The sequence below is a fragment of the Klebsiella sp. CTHL.F3a genome, from assembly GCF_019890895.1.
In the GTDB taxonomy this organism is placed as follows: Bacteria; Pseudomonadota; Gammaproteobacteria; order Enterobacterales; family Enterobacteriaceae; genus Klebsiella; species Klebsiella grimontii.
This window is the reverse complement of record NZ_CP082360.1, coordinates 1676238-1698489: the sequence shown is the minus strand read 5'-3', so window position 1 is coordinate 1698489 and position 22252 is coordinate 1676238. Positions and strand designations below refer to the sequence as shown.

The 22252-nt window shown below is 54.1% G+C and carries 21 protein-coding genes; 5 read left to right on the top strand and 16 right to left on the bottom strand.

The genetic code is table 11. From position 1 onward, the window contains the following. From nuoC to K7H21_RS08155, 4 genes are all read right to left on the bottom strand, one after another. Positions 1 to 1809 carry an NADH-quinone oxidoreductase subunit C/D gene (nuoC, locus tag K7H21_RS08170; RefSeq protein ID WP_004123133.1) on the bottom strand — a complete coding sequence of 603 codons (1809 nt, stop codon included), beginning with the start codon at positions 1807 to 1809 and terminating at the stop codon, positions 1 to 3. Between the two features lie 86 nt (positions 1810 to 1895). Further along, positions 1896 to 2570 carry an NADH-quinone oxidoreductase subunit NuoB gene (gene nuoB / locus K7H21_RS08165; protein ID WP_002913178.1) on the bottom strand — a complete coding sequence of 225 codons (675 nt, stop codon included), beginning with the start codon at positions 2568 to 2570 and terminating at the stop codon, positions 1896 to 1898. A gap of 15 nt (positions 2571 to 2585) precedes the next feature. Then, the gene (gene nuoA / locus K7H21_RS08160; protein WP_004123140.1) at positions 2586 to 3032 is read right to left on the bottom strand and encodes an NADH-quinone oxidoreductase subunit NuoA; all 447 of its coding nucleotides are present in this window, start codon (positions 3030 to 3032) and stop codon (positions 2586 to 2588) included. Positions 3033 to 3683: 651 nt separating this feature from the next. Then, positions 3684 to 4610 (bottom strand): LysR family transcriptional regulator, encoded by a 927-nt coding sequence (locus K7H21_RS08155; RefSeq protein ID WP_142445920.1) that lies wholly within the window; start codon positions 4608 to 4610, stop codon positions 3684 to 3686. An 889-nt stretch (positions 4611 to 5499) separates the two neighbouring features. On the opposite strand from K7H21_RS08155, the gene alaA reads away from it, so the two are divergent. Beyond that, entirely contained in the window at positions 5500 to 6717 is a 1218-nt protein-coding gene (alaA, locus tag K7H21_RS08150) for an alanine transaminase AlaA (protein WP_004123143.1), read from the top strand. A gap of 87 nt (positions 6718 to 6804) precedes the next feature. Further along, a complete protein-coding gene (yfbR, locus tag K7H21_RS08145) occupies positions 6805 to 7404 on the top strand; it encodes a 5'-deoxynucleotidase (RefSeq protein ID WP_004123145.1) in 600 nt (199 codons plus the stop codon). A gap of 52 nt (positions 7405 to 7456) precedes the next feature. On the opposite strand, the gene K7H21_RS08140 is transcribed toward yfbR, so the two are convergent. The 4 genes from K7H21_RS08140 to yfbV all read right to left on the bottom strand — a co-directional run bounded on the left by K7H21_RS08140 (position 7457) and on the right by yfbV (position 11073). Next, complete coding sequence (locus K7H21_RS08140; protein ID WP_004123147.1) at positions 7457 to 9289, bottom strand: SLC13 family permease; 1833 nt, start codon at positions 9287 to 9289, stop codon at positions 7457 to 7459. Between the two features lie 76 nt (positions 9290 to 9365). Then, positions 9366 to 10025 (bottom strand): sugar phosphatase, encoded by a 660-nt coding sequence (locus K7H21_RS08135; RefSeq protein ID WP_032742182.1) that lies wholly within the window; start codon positions 10023 to 10025, stop codon positions 9366 to 9368. 11 nt (positions 10026 to 10036) lie between these two features. Beyond that, entirely contained in the window at positions 10037 to 10531 is a 495-nt protein-coding gene (locus tag K7H21_RS08130; RefSeq protein WP_004123152.1) for a YfbU family protein, read from the bottom strand. 86 nt (positions 10532 to 10617) lie between these two features. Continuing rightward, a complete protein-coding gene (gene yfbV, locus K7H21_RS08125) occupies positions 10618 to 11073 on the bottom strand; it encodes a terminus macrodomain insulation protein YfbV (RefSeq protein ID WP_004123154.1) in 456 nt (151 codons plus the stop codon). A gap of 335 nt (positions 11074 to 11408) precedes the next feature. On the opposite strand from yfbV, the gene ackA reads away from it, so the two are divergent. Further along, positions 11409 to 12611 (top strand): acetate kinase, encoded by a 1203-nt coding sequence (ackA, locus tag K7H21_RS08120; protein ID WP_004123156.1) that lies wholly within the window; start codon positions 11409 to 11411, stop codon positions 12609 to 12611. Positions 12612 to 12811: 200 nt separating this feature from the next. Then, positions 12812 to 14956, top strand: coding sequence for a phosphate acetyltransferase (gene pta, locus K7H21_RS08115; protein ID WP_004123158.1), 2145 nt, complete (start codon positions 12812 to 12814; stop codon positions 14954 to 14956). 46 nt (positions 14957 to 15002) lie between these two features. Here the strand turns inward: pta and K7H21_RS08110 are convergent, their stop codons facing one another. The 5 genes from K7H21_RS08110 to K7H21_RS08090 form a co-directional block, all read right to left on the bottom strand. Continuing rightward, a complete protein-coding gene (locus K7H21_RS08110) occupies positions 15003 to 15956 on the bottom strand; it encodes a transketolase family protein (protein WP_004123160.1) in 954 nt (317 codons plus the stop codon). Then, positions 15949 to 16779: a transketolase gene (locus tag K7H21_RS08105; protein WP_139529135.1), complete on the bottom strand. Its 831-nt coding sequence runs from the start codon at positions 16777 to 16779 to the stop codon at positions 15949 to 15951. Before K7H21_RS08105 ends, K7H21_RS08110 begins: the two co-directional genes overlap by 8 nt. After that, the gene (locus tag K7H21_RS08100; RefSeq protein ID WP_049087141.1) at positions 16776 to 18167 is read right to left on the bottom strand and encodes a PTS ascorbate transporter subunit IIC; all 1392 of its coding nucleotides are present in this window, start codon (positions 18165 to 18167) and stop codon (positions 16776 to 16778) included. Before K7H21_RS08100 ends, K7H21_RS08105 begins: the two co-directional genes overlap by 4 nt. A gap of 20 nt (positions 18168 to 18187) precedes the next feature. Continuing rightward, positions 18188 to 18460, bottom strand: coding sequence for a PTS sugar transporter subunit IIB (locus tag K7H21_RS08095; protein ID WP_004123166.1), 273 nt, complete (start codon positions 18458 to 18460; stop codon positions 18188 to 18190). 79 nt (positions 18461 to 18539) lie between these two features. After that, a complete protein-coding gene (locus K7H21_RS08090; RefSeq protein WP_004123168.1) occupies positions 18540 to 18983 on the bottom strand; it encodes a PTS sugar transporter subunit IIA in 444 nt (147 codons plus the stop codon). 236 nt (positions 18984 to 19219) lie between these two features. Here K7H21_RS08090 and K7H21_RS08085 point away from each other — a divergent pair, with 236 nt between their 5' ends. Then, on the top strand, positions 19220 to 20239 hold the full coding sequence (locus tag K7H21_RS08085; RefSeq protein WP_004123170.1) for a LacI family DNA-binding transcriptional regulator: 1020 nt from the start codon (positions 19220 to 19222) through the stop codon (positions 20237 to 20239). Between the two features lie 2 nt (positions 20240 to 20241). On the opposite strand, the gene yfcD is transcribed toward K7H21_RS08085, so the two are convergent. From yfcD to yfcF, 3 genes are read right to left on the bottom strand one after another with little or no spacing between them, the layout of a single operon-like run. Next, on the bottom strand, positions 20242 to 20796 hold the full coding sequence (gene yfcD / locus K7H21_RS08080; RefSeq protein ID WP_004123172.1) for an NUDIX hydrolase YfcD: 555 nt from the start codon (positions 20794 to 20796) through the stop codon (positions 20242 to 20244). A 58-nt stretch (positions 20797 to 20854) separates the two neighbouring features. Next, complete coding sequence (yfcE, locus tag K7H21_RS08075; RefSeq protein WP_004123174.1) at positions 20855 to 21406, bottom strand: phosphodiesterase; 552 nt, start codon at positions 21404 to 21406, stop codon at positions 20855 to 20857. Positions 21407 to 21462: 56 nt separating this feature from the next. Continuing rightward, positions 21463 to 22107 (bottom strand): glutathione transferase, encoded by a 645-nt coding sequence (gene yfcF / locus K7H21_RS08070; RefSeq protein WP_004123181.1) that lies wholly within the window; start codon positions 22105 to 22107, stop codon positions 21463 to 21465. Between the last annotated feature and the right edge of the window lie 145 nt (positions 22108 to 22252).

Here is a 22252-nt window from a genome sequence, read left to right as displayed (position 1 = left end):
TTAGCGGTCCACGTCTGACATAACAAAATCGATACTACCCAGATAGACAATCAGGTCGGAGACCAGACTGCCGCGAATAGCGGCCGGGATCTGCTGCAGGTGTGCGAAGCTTGGCGTGCGCACGCGGGTACGGTAGCTCATGGTGCTGCCGTCGCTGGTCAGGTAGTAACTGTTAATACCCTTGGTCGCTTCAATCATCTGGAAGGATTCTTGCGCCGGCATGACCGGGCCCCAGGAAACCTGCAGGAAGTGCGTAATCAGGGTTTCGATATGCTGCAGCGTGCGCTCTTTCGGCGGCGGCGTCGTCAGCGGGTGATCCGCCTTGAACGGGCCTTCCGGCATGTTATCGAGGCACTGCTGAAGAATGCGCAGGCTCTGGCGCAGCTCTTCCACTTTCAGCATCACGCGGGTGTAGCAGTCGGAGACGCCACCGCCGGTCGGGATTTCAAAGTCGAAGTTTTCATAGCCAGAATAAGGACGCCATTTACGCACGTCGAAGCCGATGCCGGTCGCGCGCAGGCCCGCGCCGGTGGTGCCCCACTCCAGCGCTTCTTTGGCGTTGTAGGCGGCAACCCCTTTCGAACGACCGATCAGGATGGAGTTGCGCAGCGCGGCCTTTTCATAGGAATCCAGACGCTTCGGCATCCACTCGAGGAATTCACGCAGCAGGCGATCCCAACCGCGGGGCAGGTCGTGCGCGACGCCGCCGATACGGAACCAGGCCGGGTGCATACGGAAGCCGGTAATCGCTTCCACCAGATCGTAGATCTTTTGGCGGTCGGTAAAGGCAAAGAACACCGGCGTCATCGCCCCGACGTCCTGGATAAAGGTGGAGATGTACAGCAGATGGCTGTTGATACGGAACAGCTCGGAAAGCATTACACGGATGACATTGACGCGATCCGGTACGGTTATTCCCGCCAGTTTCTCCACCGCCAGCACGTACGGCATCTCATTAACGCAGCCGCCGAGGTATTCAATACGGTCGGTATACGGAATGTAGCTGTGCCAGGACTGGCGCTCACCCATCTTCTCAGCGCCGCGGTGGTGGTAGCCGATATCCGGAACGCAGTCGATGATCTCTTCGCCATCAAGCTGCAAAATAATACGGAACGCACCGTGCGCGGAGGGGTGGTTCGGGCCGAGGTTAAGGAACATAAAGTCCTCGTTTTCGGTCCCGCGCTTCATGCCCCACTCTTCCGGTTTGAAAGTCAGCGCTTCCATTTCCAGATCCTGTTTGGCTTTGGTCAGCTCAAACGGGTCAAATTCGGTTGCGCGCGCCGGGTAGTCTTTACGCAGCGGGTGGCCTTCCCAGGTCGGCGGCATCATGATGCGGCGCAGATTCGGGTGACCATCGAAGGTGACGCCAAACATCTCCCAGGTTTCACGCTCATACCAGTTGGCGTTCGGGTACAGTTTGGTGAAGGTCGGCAGATGCAGATCGTTTTCAGACAATGCAACCTTGAGCATGATGTCGCGATTGCGGTCGATTGAAATCAGGTGATAGAAAACGGAAAAATCCGCGGCGGGTAAACCATCGCGGTGCGTGCGCAGACGTTCGTCCATGCCATGCAGGTCAAACAGCATCACGTAAGGCTTCGGCAACTTCTTCAGGAAATCACCCACCTCAAGCAGCTGTTCGCGCTTCACCCAAACCACCGGAACGCCGGTGCGGGTGGGCTGAACGGTAAAGGCATCCGGCCCAAAACGGTTGCGCAGTTCGCCGATCACCGGGTCATCAAGGTGATCGCGGGTTTGCCAGGCTGGTGCGGCGTCATGCGCGGTTAAATCGGTCATATTGTTCACCATTGCAAAAGGTCCGTGGTGACTGCCGGCGAGACTTCGCGCTGTAGTAGATTGATTTGCGAAGTTTTCATCCCGCCCGCAGGCGCAAGTTAAATCTCGTCCGGAGTCCGCAGATTGGTCACTGCAATACGTTCGCCGCGTTTACGCTCGCGTTCCGACTGCATATTGGCGCGATAAACGCCCTGATCGCCTACCACCCAAGAGAGCGGACGACGTTCTTTACCAATGGATTCCTGCAGCAGCATCAGCGCCTGCATATACGCTTCCGGACGCGGCGGGCAGCCCGGGATGTAAACATCGACCGGAATAAACTTATCCACGCCCTGCACGACAGAGTAAATATCGTACATTCCGCCGGAGTTGGCGCATGCGCCCATCGAGATAACCCACTTCGGCTCCAGCATCTGGTCATAAAGACGCTGAATGACCGGCGCCATTTTGGTAAAGCAGGTGCCGGCGACCACCATCAGGTCAGCCTGACGCGGGGAGGCACGTAATACTTCTGCACCAAAGCGCGCAACGTCATGCACCGCGGTGAATGACGTCACCATTTCCACGTAGCAGCAAGAAAGGCCGAAGTTGTAAGGCCAGATTGAGTTCTTACGGCCCCAGTTCACCATGTCATGCAAGGCGTGTTCGAGTTTCCCCATATACACGCTTTTGTTGACTTCTTGCTCCAGGGGGTCGGTTACGATCTCCTGTTTTTGCAGGGGGTAACGGTCGTTCTCACCGTTAGGATCGATGCGGGTGAGCGTATAATCCATCTTATTGCCTCGCTTTTACTGCGTATGACGGTTAGTGGGACTGTCTGTTTCCGGGTTAACCAGCGTGCGACGGGAGCGCGCAGGCGTCCAGTCCAGAGCGCCAATACGAACGAGGTAAACCAGACCAGCCAGTAGCACTAAAATGAAAATTGCGGCTTCCACAAAGCCGACCCAACCGCTTTCACGGATAGAGGTCGACCATGCGTAGAGATACAGGGCTTCCACGTCAAAGATAACGAAGAACATGGCAACCAGATAAAACTTCGCAGAAAGACGTAAGCGAGCCGAACCGACGGAGTCGATCCCGGATTCAAACGGCGTGTTCTTGCTTCGCGCGCGCGCGCGTCCGCCAAGGTACCAGCCGCCGACGAGCATCAGGCAGCACAGGCCGATAGCGATGATGAGAAATATAGCGAATGCCCAATGATGAGCGATGACTTCAGTGGATGTTGACATACGCATTGCTTAACCAAAAAAGTGTAGCGCTAAAACCCTCTGCTCTTACTGGCAGATGAACGCCACAGCGTTTCACGGGGAGGAATAAAAAAATAGCCGTGCAAAAAAGCGTCCCTGGGTGATGTGGAAGGCCAGTTGCGGTGGCTTTTTACTCCTTTCATTAACCTTTTGTCAACTTTAACAAAAGTTTTCACAACATTAATTTACATTGGATTTTTTTCATTAACATTAAATGCCCTTTCATGCGGAATAACCTTGCATACTGTTCGGCTTTAGTGTTGTTGAATCGTGTCCGTTTCCGCCGTAAATCAAAATGACCCGCCTATTTTGACAGGATTCAGACACGATTCCTCCCCCTAAGGAGGGGTATTTTCTTGATCTGCGACACGCTTTTGTTAATTCAACCAAGAAAACAGCAACAAACCAGATGGTTTTTTAACATTAGCAGGAAGTATTGAAAGTGCAGAGAAAAGTCGAGAAATGAGAGGAGGAGCAGTTCTAACTTACTGATTTAGCTCAAAAGATATCAACAAAACTTTCTATTAATCAATAAAATTTGAAAAAAACGAACCGCAGCGGCGATTTCACACGTCTGGGGTTCGTTTTTACACTTACATTTTGTTACCAGTTTTTGTGATGTTTGTTAGCTTTTCCCGCTCAGGAAATAAGGGAATTATCTCCCCCTTCAGGGGTATAAACGCGTGGCGTGGACCACGGCTGGTACTCTGCGCTCAGCGACTGAAAAATGGCCTGCGTCAGCTCGCTTGCCTTCTGCGGATTGCAGTTCAGCATGTAGTGGGTATCCGGCAGCACGGGTAAACCATCACTCCGGCCCGGTACGCGAAATTCGGGGCTCATCATCTCTACCGGTTGCGCGGTTACGCCAAGCCCGGCTTTCACCGCCGCCTTCACCCCCGCCATTGAGCTTGCCGCATGGGAAAGATGCCACATAATGCCGGCGGCGTTGAGTACCTCTACGATCTCTTCCCGAAACGGATCCGGGGCATCCAGCAAAACAAGCGGGACAGACTCGCCCTGAGGGAGGACATAATCCGCTGCGCAGTACCACAGCGTTGGCGACGTGCGCAGCGTCAGCATGTCAGACCCCTGGGTTTGTCGGGTGGTCAGCGCAAGATCGATTGCCCCACTCTTCAACATATCGACGATATCAAGGTGTTTGAGGACTTTGATTTCCAGCGTCAGCCTGGGATAAAAACTACCAATCCGGTTTAACAGGCACGGTAAAATGGTATCCGCTGTCTCATCAGAGGCTCCCACGGTCAGCGTTCCCTGCAGGCTGCCAAACATTAGCGACATACAGGCTTCATCATTAAAACGCAGAATCTTCCGCGCATAGCCCAACAGCTGAATGCCCTGCTCGGTCAGAAGCTTATTGCGCCCGTGGCGAGCAAAAAGCTCTTTGCCAACCAGTTGCTCCAGCCGCTGCATCTGCTGGCTTACCGCTGACTGAGTCCGGCATACCGCTACGGCAGCAGCGGCAAATGTATTGAGATCGGCGACGGCAACAAAGGTTCTCAAGAGGTCGAGGTCTAAATTTAGTATCGAACGATTTTCATTTATCATATTTGCTTCACATTCAGGCGGCTAATGCTTACCTGCCTTGTTGATGCTGTGCTCCAGGTTTCCGGCTAATCCTTAAGCTTCGCGTTACCCGCCACGGACAGACGGATGAACAACTGGACGAACGTTATTGCATTAGAAAGCACTCATCAGCAGCAAATGCGCGGAATTTCAGAGTAATATTTTGCTCGTATGCCTGAGCGCTTTTAATTACGGCGCATTGTTTTTTGTGATGAGACGCAAAAAATAGCCGTCAATGACCATTGCCTGCATCTGCACCAGCGACAAACTTTGCCATAGCGCTCAGGAAGATAACAAAAACCTGCAATAACAATGTATTAATAAAGAAACAGGCTACCTGGCATAGTCATATATCAGTATTAACGATGTTATTCTAACCGAAAACCACAATATTTATAAGCGTTAATCAGTATTATCTCAGGCAATTTTAAATGCTGACCAGCACTTTAATTAAATTACAAACCTAAGAATATTCCTTGCATAAAATAAAACCCATTTATCAATTAAATGCTTTTCATTAAAAATACCTGGTAAAGTTGTTAACACATTCTGTGTATTGTGAATTAAACGTACATAAGAAAGTGACGCGGCTTTTGCGCAAGAAATAAGCACGCATTCCCGTCAAATCAACAAACCAGATAAACGTTTATAGAATTAGAAAAGAACACAATTTATGACCACCAATGAAAGCATTGAAGGTTTATTGTATAAACAAAACACTACCCCACCAGAGAAATCAATTAATCCAAAAAAATATGAATAGCAAAATCTTCTCCTGTTAACCCTTCAAAACAGCGGGGATGCGGAGTACATTATTCCGTGCTGACTTCCACGGCAGGGAGTGGCGATAACAGCTAAAAGGTCAAGGTTCATGTCCCCCATCGAAAAATCCAGCAAGTTAGATAACGTCTGTTACGACATCCGCGGCCCGGTTCTGAAAGAGGCAAAACGCCTTGAAGAAGAAGGCAACAAAGTCCTGAAGCTGAACATCGGCAACCCAGCGCCGTTTGGCTTTGACGCGCCTGACGAAATCCTCGTTGACGTCATCCGCAATCTCCCGACTTCCCAGGGCTATAGCGATTCAAAGGGCCTCTATTCCGCACGTAAGGCCATCATGCAGCATTACCAGGCTCGCGGCATGCGCGATGTGACGGTCGAAGATATTTATATCGGCAATGGCGTTTCCGAACTTATCGTTCAGGCCATGCAGGCGCTGCTGAACAGCGGCGATGAAATGCTGGTTCCGGCGCCGGATTATCCGCTCTGGACCGCCGCGGTCGCGCTTTCCAGCGGTAAAGCGGTGCATTATCTCTGCGATGAGTCATCCGACTGGTTCCCGGACCTCGACGATATCCGCGCGAAAATCACCCCGCGTACCCGCGGTATCGTGATTATCAACCCGAATAACCCAACCGGCGCGGTCTACTCAAAAGAGCTGCTGATGGAGATCGTCGAGATCGCCCGCCAGCATAATCTGATTATTTTCGCCGATGAGATCTACGATAAGATCCTCTATGATGAGGCGCAGCACCACTCAATTGCGCCGCTGGCCCCGGACCTGCTCACCGTGACCTTTAACGGCCTGTCAAAAACCTACCGCGTTGCCGGCTTTCGCCAGGGCTGGATGGTGCTTAACGGGCCGAAGAAACACGCAAAAGGCTATATCGAAGGCCTGGAAATGCTGTCCTCTATGCGCCTGTGCGCCAACGTCCCGGCCCAGCATGCGATCCAAACCGCTCTCGGTGGCTATCAGAGCATCAGCGAATTTATTGTTCCAGGCGGGCGTTTATATGAACAGCGCAATCGCGCCTGGGAGCTGATTAACGACATTCCAGGCGTATCGTGCACCAAGCCGAAAGGCGCGCTGTATATGTTCCCGAAAATCGACGCTAAGCGCTTTAATATTCACGATGACCAAAAAATGGTGCTCGATTTTCTGCTACAGGAAAAAGTCCTGCTGGTTCAGGGTACCGCCTTTAACTGGCCGTGGCCGGACCACGTGCGTATTGTGACCCTTCCGCGCGAAGACGATCTTGAAATGGCAATTACCCGTTTCGGCCGTTTCCTTTCCGGCTACCACCAGCTCTGATTGCATCTACCCAGCCGCCGGGATTTGCATCCGGCGGCAATCCCTGCGCACAATGTCACCCGACGTTGTAACTGATTAAGGGTTCCTATGAGTCAGAGTCATTTCTTTGCCCACCTCTCCCGCCTGAAACTGATCAACCGCTGGCCGCTGATGCGTAATGTGCGCACCGAAAACGTCTCCGAACACAGCTTACAGGTCGCGATGGTGGCCCATGCGCTGGCGGCGATCAAAAATCGTAAATTTGGCGGTCAGGTTAACGCCGAGCGCATTGCCTTGCTGGCGATGTATCACGATGCCTCGGAAGTCCTGACCGGCGACCTGCCGACGCCGGTAAAATATTTCAACTCGCAGATCGCGCAAGAATACAAAGCCATCGAGAAAATCGCCCAGCAGAAGCTGGTCGATATGGTTCCTGATGAACTGCGCGATATTTTTGAGCCGCTCATCGACGAACAGCACTACAGCGAAGAGGAAAAATCCCTTGTTAAGCAGGCCGATGCGCTTTGTGCCTACCTGAAGTGTCTGGAAGAGCTATCGGCGGGGAATAATGAATTTCTGCTGGCCAAAGGCCGCCTTGAGAAAACGCTGGAATCGCGCCGCAGCGCTGAGATGGACTACTTTATGCATGTTTTCGTGCCGAGCTTCCACCTTTCGCTTGATGAAATCAGCCAGGATTCGCCTTTATAAAATAATCACTCCCCGGCCAGCCTCAGCCTGACCGGGGAAGAACGTTGCTGAATCAGAACGGAAACAGCATCGGGATCAGCAGAACGCACACCACCATCACCAGGATAGTAAACGGCACGCCGATTTTGACAAAATCGCTGAATGAGTATTTACCCGGCCCCAATACCAGGGTATTCACCGGCGACGATACCGGCGTCATAAACGCCGCCGAGGCAGCCATGGCGACCACCATCGCAAAAGGATAAGGCGAAACGCCCATCGACTTTGCCGCGGCCAGCGCAATGGGCGCCATCAGCACCGCGGTGGCGGTATTGGATATAAACAGGCCGATAGCCGCGCACATCACAAACAGACAGCCAAGCATCAGGTACGGTCCTTTACTTCCCGCCACGTCCATTAATCCCTGTACCACCAGATCAACGCCGCCGGTTTTCTGCAGCGCCAGAGCAAAAGGCATCATCCCGACGATCAAAATAATGCTCGGCCAGTGAATGGCTTTATAGGCACTTTCGGCGTTAATACAGCGGAATTTACCCATCAGCAGACAGGCCACGATCGCCGCTATGGGGTTCGGAATTTCGTCAGTCAGCATCAGCGCGACCATCAGCACCAGACAGAAAATCGCATGCGGCGCCTGGCTGTGCGCCGGCGAGGCGTCATTGACCTCAATGGGCATATTCAGCACCACAAAGTCACGACCTCGCTTGGCCAGCAGGGCTATCTGCCGCCAGTTCCCCACCACCAGCATGATATCGCCAAGCTGCAAAGCTTCATCGGTGACCGCGCCGTCAAGAGCTTTGCCATCGCGTTTCAGACCCACAATGTTCAAATCGAAACGGGTACGAAAGGCGATTTCGCGCACCGTCTTGCCAATCAGTTCGGAATCCGGGATCAGAGAGACTTCCGCCATCCCTACGTCAAGCGCCTGATCGGAAAAGTATTCGCCGCGCAGTACCATGGGCTCCAGCATTTGCTCGCCACAGAACTGGCGTAAATCCACATCGGAGGCCGACATGTCGATCAGCAAAACGTCGCGGGCGCGGAACTCCGATACGCCGTTAACGTTAACGATAACCCGCCGGAAGCGCCGCCAGCGCTCAACGCCGATAACGTTCGCCCCATAGCGTTCGCGTAGCTTCAGGTCGTCCAGGCGCTGGCCAATCATCGGCGAGCCGGGGCGAATGGCCAGGCGACGCGCGCGCCCCGTGAGATGATAATCTTTGATAAGATCGCGGAAGGTGCTTCGCTTACGGCCATCGCGGACCTGTTCGCCTTCGTCCCCCTTTAGCATGAAGCGCATCACCAGCATATAGAAAACGCCCAGAACCAGCACCACCAGGCCTATAGGCGTGACGCTAAAAAAGCTGAATCCTTGCAGCCCTTCGCGTAACAGCTCGCTGTTGACGACCAGGTTGGGCGGTGTTGCCACCAAAGTCATCATCCCGCTAATAAGTCCGGCAAAACTGAGCGGCATCATCAACCGCGAAGGTGACGTGTTCATGCGCATTGACACGCTGAGCACCACGGGAATAAAAATGGCCACCACGCCGGTCGAGCTCATAAAAGCGCCTAATCCGGCAACGGTTAGCATTAAATAGACCAGCATTTTGGTTTCGCTATTACCGGCAACCTTTACCAGCCAGGAGCCCATTTTGGTGGCAACCCCGGTGCGCACCAGCCCATCGCCAATAATGAAAAGCGCGGCGATAAGGATAACGTTGGGATCGCTAAATCCCGAGAAGGCCTCGCTGAGCGTTAAGGTGCCGCTAAGGACAAAAGCGACAATCACCAGCAACGCGATAGCGTCCATGCGCACTTTTCCGGTGGCAAAGAGTACGACGGCTACGGCAAGAAGAGATAACACCCAAATCAGTTCACCGTTCACAACTTATCCTTGTCAGAAGATGGAGTTGGAAGTTTGGCATAAAAAAGCCCCGTCGGCGCGGGGCTAAATCATGAGATTAATCTTTAAGGCTAACATTCACATTGCCGTCAGGCAGGCGCTCAACCAGCAGATTTTCAAGCGTCGTTAACACCAAATCAGCTTCATCAAGACGCGGCGCATCGGCGGGCACATTGACCGCGATAGTCCGACAACCGGCATTCAGCCCAGAGAGCAGCCCGGCAGGGGCATCCTCCACCACGGCGCAATCTCCCGGCGCCAGCCCTAACAGCTCGGCCCCCAGCAGATAGGCGTCCGGAGCGGGTTTCCCGTGCTTTACGCGCTCGGCGGTGACGAAAACCTCAGCCTCAGGCAGCCCCGCAGCGCGGTGACGAGCATGGGCGACGGGAATCGAACCTGACGTCACTATCGCCCACGGAATCCCCACGTCATCAAGTGTCCTCAGCAACGCCACCGCTCCCGGCAGCGCCGTTACGCCATCCGTATCCGTTGCTTCGACCTTTTCCAGCCAGACGAACTCGGACTGAATCTCTTCTTCGCTGCGGCCGGGAAGAAAATGACGTAATGAGGTTATCGCCTGTTTGCCATGAATGAAGTTCAACACCTCATCATGAGGGATACTGAATCGATCCGCCCATTTGCACCACGAACGCTCCACAACCGGCAACGAATCGACCAATGTCCCGTCAAGATCAAACAGGAAACCTTTACACTGCACGGGAACCTCCATCAGGCGTTGATAATCTGGTTAATTTCGTTACTGCTTAAATGGTACTGACGCGGGCAGGAGTGCCAGGTGCTCAGCATGCGCTGGTATTTTTCCCACATCGGGGTCTGGGAGTTAAAGCCGTGAGTACCGGCGTCAAAGTGGCTGTAGCGCCCTTCAACGTTAACCATAAAGCGGACATAACCGAGATAGCGGGCTTCGGTCGCCACGTCGAAGCCGAGGAAGGTGACCCGTCGCTCGTCAATCCCGCTGGCGTCCTTCAGGTTTGTCCAGGAGACATGCAGCGCGTGATACATCTCCATGATATCAATGATAGTACGACACGTTTCCTCGGTAAGCTGGCCAAACTCGCGGTCCAGCTCGCGCATCTGCAGCCCGTATCCACGCTCAATGATGGTCTGCAGGCGGCGGTACCGTTCAGCGTTGTCCGGATCGAGCATCGTCATCATTTTGTATTGATTCGACAGAATCAGACGCTGCGCATTGGTCATTTCCATTTTTGACTCCTGTTGCACTTTTACGGCGTGAAAAAAGAAGGCGCATGAATTATGCGCCTTCTTTTATATGCGTTTTCCCGATGAAATTACAAATCATCAAGGAAAGTTTTATCCAGTTGTTTGAAGGCGCGCTTAAGCGTGTCAGCTAAAGCCTGATAATCGGGCTTGCCATCTACCGGCGTTAACGCCTGCCCAGCCTCCTGCAGTTTACCGCGCACTTCATAAAACCAGTTCAGTATCGACGGCGGCAGCGGCGTCACTGAACGCTTACCCAACCACCATAAACCCTGCATCGGCAGGCTCAGCGCAAACAGCGCGGTGGCGACGGCCGGGCCCAACTGGCCGCCGAGGGCGATTTGCCAGCACAGCGTGAAAATCGCCACCGGCGGCATGATACGAATCGCATAACGCGTGGCGCGAATAATACGGTTTTCAATAAACACCGGGGCAAGGCGCTTATCCAGAGGCCAGGTCTTTGCATAGTGCTGCCCGTGGCGAAACAAGCCAAAAAAACTCACAGAGCGATTCTCGGGACCGGACATGGCTTACCTCAACTTTACATATAAAACTTAAAAAATTTGTGCAAAACACCAACTGTGCATGACAACGTTCAAAAGATTTTGGCAATGACGCACTCAATCAGGTATTCTGTGCGCACCTGAGGGGCGGTTAGACCCTTTTACCAGGTTAGTCAAATTATCGCATATTCTGCCACTGGCTGAAAATTATGCAAAATGACATAAAATCAAATGTACTTCTCTCATCGTGCCGAAAACAGTACAAGGCATGATGTTAATCATAAATGTCGATGTCATCCTGCGCTACGCTTTGTGACACACTGACGTTTTTTTAGCCACGTATCATAAAAGGTACTTCCATGTCGAGTAAGTTAGTACTGGTTCTGAACTGCGGTAGCTCCTCTCTGAAATTCGCTATCCTTGATGCCGTCAACGGTGATGAATACCTGTCTGGTTTAGCAGAATGTTTCCATCTTCCTGAAGCCCGTATCAAATGGAAAATGGACGGCAGCAAGCAAGAAGCCGAATTAGGCGCTGGCGCTGCTCACAGTGAAGCGCTGAACTTTATCGTTAACACTATTCTGGCACAAAAACCAGAACTGTCTGCTCAGCTGACCGCAATCGGCCACCGTATCGTTCACGGTGGTGAAAAATACACCAGCTCCGTCGTTATCGATGACTCGGTTATTCAGGGAATTAAAGACTCCGCCTCTTTCGCCCCGCTGCACAACCCGGCGCACCTGATCGGTATCGCAGAAGCCCTGAAATCCTTCCCTAATCTGAAAGACAAGAACGTTGCCGTGTTCGACACCGCGTTCCATCAGACCATGCCGGAAGAATCTTACCTCTATGCCCTGCCGTACAGCCTGTACAAAGAACACGGCGTACGTCGCTACGGCGCGCACGGCACCAGCCACTTCTATGTGACTCAGGAAGCCGCGAAAGTTCTGAACAAACCGGTTGAAGAGCTGAACATCATCACCTGCCATCTGGGCAACGGTGGTTCCGTTTCCGCTATCCGCAACGGTAAATGCGTTGACACTTCCATGGGTCTGACTCCGCTGGAAGGTCTGGTGATGGGTACGCGTTCTGGCGATATCGACCCGGCAATCATTTTCCATCTGCACGATGCCCTGGGCATGAGCGTAGACGCCATCAACAAAATGCTGACCAAAGAGTCCGGCCTGCTCGGTTTGACCGAAGTGACCAGCGACTGCCGCTACGTTGAAGACAACTACCAGGAAAAAGCTGACGCTAAACGTGCCATGGACGTTTACTGCCACCGCCTGGCAAAATATATCGGCTCCTACACAGCGCTGATGGATGGTCGTCTGGACGCCGTCGTATTCACCGGTGGTATCGGTGAGAACGCCGCGATGGTTCGCGAACTGTCTCTGGGTAAACTGGGCGTACTGGGCTTTGAAGTTGATCACGAGCGTAACCTGGCTGCCCGTTTCGGTAAGTCTGGCTTCATCAACAAAGAAGGCACTCGCCCGGCTATCGTCATTCCGACCAACGAAGAGTTGGTCATCGCGCAGGACGCCAACCGTCTGACCGCCTGATTCCACACCGCCAGCCATAACCCTAAATAATTCGAGTTGCAGGAAGGCGGCGACGCAGAGAATCCCCAGGAGCGTACGAGTAGTACGTAACTGGGGTGAGCGAGTAAAGCCAACGCACATGCAACTTGAAGTATGACGGGAAGCTGGTGGTGCAGTTTTGTATCCCGCCTGATACTGGCGGTAACGAAAGAGGATATATCGTGTCCCGTACAATCATGCTGATCCCTACCGGAACCAGCGTAGGCCTGACCAGCGTCAGCCTCGGTGTTATCCGTGCTATGGAACGTAAAGGCGTTCGCCTGAGCGTCTTTAAACCTATCGCTCAACCGCGTGCCGGTGGCGATGCGCCAGACCAGACTACCACCATCATTCGCGCGAACTCCGACCTTCCGGCCGCAGAACCGTTGAAAATGAGCCACGTTGAGTCGCTGCTCTCCAGCAACCAGAAAGACGTGCTGATGGAAGAGATCATCGCCAACTACCACGCCAACGCGCAGGATGCGGAAGTGGTGCTGGTTGAAGGTCTGGTCCCGACCCGCAAACATCAGTTTGCCCAGTCTCTGAACTACGAAATCGCGAAAACGCTTAACGCTGAAATCGTCTTTGTGATGTCCCAGGGTACCGATACTCCGGAACAGCTGAAAGAGCGCATTGAGTTGACTCGCAGCAGCTTCGGCGGCGCGAAAAACACCAGCATCACCGGCGTCATCGTCAACAAGCTGAATGCACCGGTTGACGAACAGGGCCGTACTCGCCCGGACCTGTCGGAAATCTTTGACGACTCTTCCAAAGCAAAAGTCGTGAAGATCGATCCGGCTCAGCTGCAGAGCGGTAGCCCATTACCGGTTCTGGGCGCGGTGCCGTGGAGCTTCGATCTGATCGCCACTCGTGCGATTGATATGGCGCATCACCTGAACGCCACCATCATCAACGAAGGCGACATCAATACCCGCCGCGTGAAGTCCGTCACCTTCTGTGCGCGTAGCATTCCGCACATGCTGGAACACTTCCGCGCAGGCTCTCTGCTGGTTACTTCCGCAGACCGTCCTGACGTATTGGTCGCCGCCTGCCTGGCCGCGATGAACGGCGTGGAAATCGGCGCTATCCTGCTGACCGGGGCCTATGAAATGGACCCGCGCGTAAGCAAGCTGTGCGAACGCGCGTTTGCTACCGGCCTGCCGGTATTCATGGTTAACACCAACACCTGGCAGACCTCTCTGAGCCTGCAGAGCTTCAACCTGGAAGTGCCGGTTGACGATCACGAGCGTATTGAGAAAGTTCAGGAATACGTGGCTAACTATATCAACGCCGACTGGATTGAATCCCTGACCGCGACTTCCGAGCGCAGCCGTCGTCTCTCTCCGCCAGCCTTCCGCTATCAGCTCACCGAGCTGGCGCGTAAAGCAGGCAAGCGTGTTGTTCTGCCGGAAGGCAACGAACCGCGTACCGTTAAAGCCGCGGCTATCTGCGCCGAGCGCGGTATCGCGACCTGCGTACTGCTGGGTAACCCGGATGAAATCACCCGCGTTGCCGCTTCTCAGGGCGTAGAGCTGGGCGCCGGTATTGAAATCGTTGACCCGGAAGTGGTTCGCGAAAGCTACGTTGCTCGCCTGGTCGAGCTGCGTAAGAGCAAAGGCATGACCGAAGCGGTTGCCCGCGAGCAGCTGGAAGACAACGTGGTTCTCGGCACCCTGATGCTGGAACAAGACGAAGTCGACGGCCTGGTATCCGGTGCGGTTCACACCACCGCCAACACCATCCGTCCGCCGCTGCAGCTGATCAAAACTGCGCCGGGTAGCTCTCTGGTCTCCTCCGTATTCTTCATGCTGCTGCCGGAACAGGTTTACGTTTACGGCGACTGCGCGATCAACCCGGATCCGACCGCTGAACAGCTGGCTGAAATCGCTATCCAGTCCGCAGACTCCGCGATTGCCTTCGGCATCGAACCGCGCGTAGCCATGCTCTCCTACTCCACCGGTACCTCTGGCGCCGGCAGCGATGTTGAGAAAGTACGCGAAGCGACTCGTCTGGCGCAGGAAAAACGTCCTGACCTGATGATCGACGGCCCGCTGCAGTACGATGCTGCGGTTATGGCTGACGTAGCGAAATCCAAAGCGCCGAACTCTCCGGTTGCTGGCCGCGCTACCGTGTTCATCTTCCCGGACCTGAACACCGGTAACACCACTTACAAAGCCGTACAGCGTTCTGCCGACCTGATCTCTATCGGGCCGATGCTGCAGGGGATGCGTAAGCCGGTGAACGACCTGTCCCGTGGCGCGCTGGTTGACGATATCGTCTATACCATCGCCCTGACCGCGATTCAGTCGTCCCAGCAGCAAGCATAATCTGCCCGCTGCATGAAAAAAGGCGACCTCAGGGTCGCCTTTTTATTTACAGCAGCTCTCGCGCCGCCGAGACAATATCATGCGCCGTCAGGCCATACTCCTTCTGCAAGAAGTCCTGCGTTCCCACCTGGCCATAACGCTCCTTCACCCCCACACGACGCATCGGAACCGGGCAGGTCTCCACCAGGACTTCCGCCACCGCCGATCCCAGTCCGTTATGAATACTGTGGTTTTCACAGGTCACGATACGCCCGGTTTTTTCGGCGTAATTTTTCACCAGCATACGGTCGATAGGCTTCAGGGTAAACATATCAATCACCGCCGCGCTGACCCCTTCCTGCTCAAGTTGACGTGCTGCCTCAAGGGCTTCCGCCACCATGATCCCGTTGGCAATCAAGGTGATGTCGTCACCTTCGCGCAGCACATTACCTTTGCCAATCGTAAACGTCGAACCCGGCGCGTAGACGCTCGGCGCCTGTTTGCGGATCGTGCGTACCCAGTAAAAACCGTCGAGATCGATAAGCTGCCGCAGGATATCCTCAAACATCACCGCATCGGTCACTTCCAGCACCACCGAATGCGCGAGGCCGCGCACAATACCCATATCCTCAAACGACATATGGGTTCCGCCGTTATGGCAGGCGGTCACCCCGGCGTCAGAAGCGATCACCTTGACGTTGTTCCGCTGATAGTCCAGCGCCATAAACAACTGGTCGAAGCAGCGGCGGCTGGCGAAAGCGGTAAAGGTATGGACAAACGGCTTACGCCCGGTCAACGATAGTCCGGCGGCGGTACCGATCACGTTCGCTTCCATAATGCCGCAGTTGATGACGTGCTGCGGATGCTGCCTCGCGACGCCATCCATCGCCATAGAGCTCATCAGATCCGCTTCCAGGGCGATAATCGGGCTATGGGCTTCAATCTGCTGCGCGACAAACCCGGCATAGACTTTACGCATCTCTATGGCATCTTTTTGTCCTGCAGGTGCAACTTTAATCATGTTCGGCCTCCAGCTGGCGAATCGTCTCGTTTAGCGTCTTTTTCATCTCGTCAGTCAGGCGCAAGTGATGGTTGTTACTGAGATTCTCGAGATACGGCACGCCCTGGCCTTTCACGCTATCGAGAATAACGACCCGCGGGCGCGCATCGGCGGGAGGAACGGGCTGAACCGCCGCCAGCAGTCCGGGGATGTCATCGCCTTTGACGGTAACAACATCAAAACCAAAGGCGCGGAATTTATCTTCCAGATTAAAAGCGCGAATGATCTCATCCAGCCTGCCGTCAAGCTGTAGCTTGTTCCAGTCAACAAACACGGTCAGATTATTCAGGCGATGATGGGCAATAAACTGGAACGCTTCCCAGCACTGGCCTTCATTCAACTCACCGTCGCCAACGATGCAGAATACCCGATTCGCCCGTCCCGCCAGCTTATGCGACAGCGCCATTCCGCCGGCGATGGAAATCCCCTGCCCCAGAGAGCCGGTAGTGGCATCCACCCCGCGCGTTTTCAACCGATCCGGGTGGCTTGGCAGCCGCGTACCGTTCTGGTTTAGCGTACTCAGCTCCTCCAGCGGAAAATATCCCTTAATCGCTAATGTGCTGTACAGCGCGGGGCCGGCATGACCTTTTGATAACACAAAGTAGTCGCGCTCTGGCCAGTCCGGGTCCGCGGGGTCAATTTTCATCACCGCGCCGTACAGTACCGCCAGCGTCTCCACGACCGACATACTGCCGCCGTAATGGCCGAAACCAAGATCCGTTAGTGATTTAAGGGTGGCGACGCGAATGTCCCGCGCCAGTTGGGTTACTTCTTTCACATTCATGATTTAGCTCCGCTGTTCTCCTGCGCGCCGCCGCCCGCAGATCTCTTTTTCGCAAAAACGTTGTACACCACCAGCAGTACGAACAACGCCACCACAAGGCCGGTAATAGCAAACGGCGACAGATAGCGGGCCAGGTTGCCCAGCACGATACCGACGGCGCCGAAATCCGCATCCGAGAAAGTGGTGTTGGCAAAGCCAATCGCGCCCAGCACCGGCAACAGCAGTACCGGCAGGAAGGTGATCAGCAGACCGTTGGCAAACGCCCCTATCATCGCCCCGCGCCGTCCGCCGGTGGCGTTGCCAAACACGCCGGCGGTCGCGCCGGTAAAGAAATGCGGCACCACGCCGGGCAGGATCAGCACCCACTTGAACTGCCCGCAGAGGAACAGCCCGACCAGGCCGCCCAGGAAGCTGAACAGAAAGCCAATCAGTACCGCATTGGGCGCATAGGGATAGACTACCGGGCAGTCCAGCGCCGGACGGGCATTAGGCACCAGCTTCTCCGAAAATCCGGTAAAGGCCGGTACGATTTCCGCCAGGATTAGACGTACCCCTTGCAGGATGATGAACACCCCGGCGGCGAAGGTAATCGCCATAATGATGGCGTATACCAGGTAGTTCTGGCCGCCGCTGAAAGTGCTTTCAACATATTCACGCCCCGCGCTCACCGCCATAATCAAATAGATAATCATCATGGTCAGCGAAATGGAGATGGAGCTGTCACGCAGGAAACTCAGGTTTTTCGGTAGGTTCATCTCTTCGGTTGAACGCGAGCCTTTACCGCAGACGCTACCGATCCATCCCGAAAGGACATAGCCCAAGGTGCCGAAGTGGCCGAAAGCGATGTCATCCGTACCGGTAATACGCTTCATATAGCGCTGGGCCAGCGCCGGGAAGAACGCCATCACCAGGCCGAGGATCAGGGAACCGGTAAAGACCAGCCCGATACCTTCAAAACCCGCCACGGTAAGAATCACGCCGATCATACAGGCCATGTAGAAGGTGTGGTGGCCGGTCAGGAAGATATACTTCAGACGCGTAAATCGGGCGACTACAATATTCGCTACCATCCCGAACGCCATAATCAGCGCGGTTGAAGCACCGTATTTTTCCAGCGCAATAGAAACAATCGCCTCGTTATTAGGAATAATACCCTGAATATTAAAAGCATGCTCAAACATGCCCCCCAGTGGATTCAGCGAACCGACTAATACCGTCGCGCCGCCGCCCAGAACAATAAAACCCAGAATAGTTTTAATGGTTCCCTTGACGACATCGGAGAAAGATTTCTTTTGCGCTACCAGGCCAATTAATGCAATTAAACCGACCAGCACCGAGGGTACTTTTAGAATATCAACAACAAAATTCAGCGTTTCAAGGATAAACATATCCACCTCGCTATAAATAGTTATTGTCTGGCGAACCACGCACGCAGCTGCGCTTCGAGTTCGTTAATATCGATGATGTTGGTAATCACCACCAGCTGGCTTTCCGGGACGCTGGCGCTGGCGGCAATATCCTTAGCCATGACGAATAAATCTGCCGCACCGGGGATTGCCGAGGACAGATCGGAATGTTCCACCTCGGCTTCAATTTCGAGTTTTTTGAGCACTTTTTTAATATTCATCTCAACCATAAAACTGCTGCCCAGGCCGGAACCGCAAATTGCCATAATTTTCATTGTTATCACCTTTTTTGGGTAGAGTAGGTCCGCATCACGCAGGTGCGTAATGGGTTATAAGTCGGATAATAAAATTAAATCAGAAACGCGTGATGATAGTTTTTATCTCCTCCAGGGTGGTGGCCTGATGTAATTTATTCATATCTTCATCGCTGGAAAATAATTCCGCCAGCGCAGAGATCGTTTCAATGTGACTGTGCTTATCCGGCGCCGCCAGCATAATAATAATATCGACCGGGTCGAAGTCTTTAGAGCCAAAGGAAATGCCCTGTTCGAGTTTGAGCAGCGAGAGACCTAAACCTTTCGCCCCTTCTTCCGGCCGCGCATGCGGCATTGCCAGGCCCGGAGCCAACACATAGTAAGGCCCTAGCTTACGGTGCTGCTCAATGATCGCCGCTACATATTCAGGTTCTATAACTCCGGCTTCAAGCAGCGGTCTGGCACAGATGTCCAGTGCCTGCTGCCAGCTTTCTACCTTCTGCCGTAACGTGATGGTGGTATCAGAGAGCCATGTCTTAAGCATTTTACCCCTCGTCTTTTAACAAAAGATGGGCAAACTTTATGCAAGCAGGCAATAGTTATCTGGGATAAAGATCACAAAGATAGCGCTACCAACGTTGAACATTCAGATTTGTGATAGCGCTATCAATTCGCAATCATCCCATCAAAACGCAGCAAATAGTCCCGTTTAAGGCGTATACTCCCTGACACGTGAAGTAATGGATGATAATAAAAAGCGTCTGTTTAGCAGGAATATGTATGTCTCTAACCCGAAAACGGCGTAGCACCGGAAAGGTGACCATCGCCGATGTTGCTCAGTTGGCTGGAGTGGGTACCATGACCGTGTCCCGCGCCCTTCGTACGCCGGAACAGGTTTCCGATAAGCTTCGCGAAAAAATCGAAGCGGCGGTGCAAGAACTGGGATATATGCCTAACCTCGCCGCTAGCGCACTGGCTTCCGCGTCCTCAAGAACCATAGCGATGGTCGTGCCGAATCTGACGGAGGCGGGCTGCTCGGCAATGTTCGCCGGACTTCAGCAAATATTACAGCCAGCAGGTTATCAAATCATGCTGGCGGAATCGCAGCATCGTCTGGAGCAGGAAGAGAAACTACTGGAAACGCTGCTGGCTTCTAACATCGCCGCCGCCATTCTACTGAGCGTTGAGCACAGCGATACCGTACGCCACTGGCTGCAGAACGCCTCGATTCCGGTGGTGGAGATGGGCGCGATGCGCGCCGATCCTATCGACATGAATATCGGCATCGATAACGTGGCGGCGATGTTCGAGCTGACGGAAATGCTTATCCACCGCGGCTATCAGAATATCGGTCTACTGTGCGCCAATCAGGAACAGTGGATTTTTCAGCAGCATTTGCAGGGGTGGTATAAAGCCATGCTGCGCCATCATATGTCGCCTAACCGGGTAATTAACGCCGCGCTGCCCGCCAACTTTTCCACCGGCGCTTCGCAGCTGCCGGAGTTTTTGCTCGCATGGCCGGAACTGGATGCGCTGGTTTGCGTTTCCGATGAGCTGGCATGCGGAGCGCTGTATGAATGTCAGCGTCGGCGCATCAAAGTTCCTGATGATTTAGCCGTTGTCGGCTTTGGGGATAGCGACGTAAGTCGGGTCTGCCAGCCGCCGTTAACGACGATGGCGGTACCGCACCATAAGATTGGCATCGAAGCCGGCCGTGCACTACTGGAGCGACTTAGCGAGGGAAACTGGAGCGACAGAAGGCCCATCGCATCCAGTTTATGCATGAGGGATAGCTGTTAAAACTACTCGGCCTCTTCCTGCTTTTCAGCTTTTGCTGACTCATTATTGGCATTGCGGGTCATCCACAGCGCCAGCGCTTTTAATGAATCCGGAGTGAACTCGTCGCAGCGGGCGGTGATCTCTTCCGGCGTCAGCCAGCACACTTCGCTCACCTCTTCCTCCTGTAAAGCAAAAGGCCCGTGTGACACGCAGCTGAACAGACCGCCCCAGACGCGGCAATGTTTATCCTCATAGTAGAACTGGCCGTGGTCAGCGAAAGGCACGCCGGCAATGCCGAGCTCCTCTTCCGCTTCGCGGCGCGCGGACTCCAGCATTTGCTCGTCAGCCTGCACCACGCCGCCGGCGGTAGCGTCCAGCATTCCCGGCTGAAAATCTTTCGTTTCGGTACGACGCTGTACCAGGATTTTGCCCATCCCATCATGAACAACAATGTAGGTCGCCCGATGACGCAAACACTCCGCGCGCATTTGTTCGCGGCTGGATTGTGCTATCACCTCATTGTTTTCATTAACAATATCGACCCATTCTGTGCTTGCCAAATGATTCTGTTCCGCCATCAGGAAACCTTACTTTTTAAAGCGCTCTTACGGCGCGTCTATACGGTTGAGGGGTAAATTACGGGTAAATTGCGACCTCTGCAATAACCTGATTATCATCGAGTGCTAAAACCTGCAATTGCCCCTCGTTCAGCAGGCCGTAGCTGGCGGTAAATCCCCCTTTAGGGATGCTGACCGAGCCGGGATTGAAGAGGAAAATCTCACCGCGTTTCTCGGCAACCGGAATATGAGTATGACCATAAGCCAGCACATCGCCAGCGGCGAGGGGAGGCAAATTATCGGGGCTATACAGATGTCCGTGGGTCAGAAAAAGGCGGGTTCGCTCGCTCAAAACCTGCTGCCAGGGGGCGGTAATGGGGAAATGAAGCAACATCTGATCGACTTCGCTGTCGCAGTTGCCGCGTACGGCAATCACCCGCTCCGCCACGCTATTAAGCGCCTCCGCAACCTGGGCTGGGGCATAGCCTTCGGGAAGCGCGTTACGCGGCCCGTGATTAAGCACATCGCCGAGGATAACCAGCCACTGCGCCCCACTGCGCGCGAACAGCTCAAGCACGCGTTCAGCGGCAGGCAGAGAGCCGTGGATATCCGAGGCAAACATCAGCTTCATACAATTTATCTCCACGCATGACGATGCGTCTATGATAACGGAACCGCTGAAGCTTATCAGCCCGCGCGTTTGGCTGAGAGTGCAACGTAGCGCTGGACCGACGCCCGCTGCCACTGGAAGACGGCGTAATCCGCCAGCGCGGCGGGGACCTCATCGCCGTTAAGGACCAGTCGATTGAGCATCAGCGCCAGGTCGGTATCGGCAATGGACCACTCGCCAAATAGATTCTGCCCGCCGTGGGACAACAGTAAGCCAGCCGTTTCAAACAGCTTCGCGGCGCTTTTTCGCCCGGCGTCGCTGAGCGGAGGCTTCTTTGCTCCGCCAAAGACCACGTCCGTGGAACGCTCTTCACGGATCGGCATTAAATCGCTGCGCAGCCAGGCCTGTACCTGACGCGCCCGCGCGCGCTTTTGCAGATCATGCGGGTAAAGCCGCTCCCATTCCGGGGGCGCAAAGCGCTCATCCAGATATTCGGTAATCGCAGAGGATTCGCTCAGAAAAAACTCGCCGATCTCCAGCAGCGGTACGCGTCGCGTTGCGCTGTAGCCTTTCCAGCCGCTTTGCAGATGCTCGCCGCTGTCAAGGTTGACGGTTTTTAGGGTAAAAGGCAGGCTCTTTTCCTGCAGGGCAACGTATACGGACATCACATATGGCGAGAAAAAATCGGCGTCGGACCACAGGGTAATCGCGGGCTGGCTCATAGCATCCTCAATGGCTAATGTAATGGGGCGATACGCCAACATATCCTGTCTTTCAGAGGATGTCACTGACCGCTACCCTCAGGATCTTACATACTTCTCTGAGGTGTACGCGCTCGGCGAAAGTCATCCAGAATGAGGTAAACCT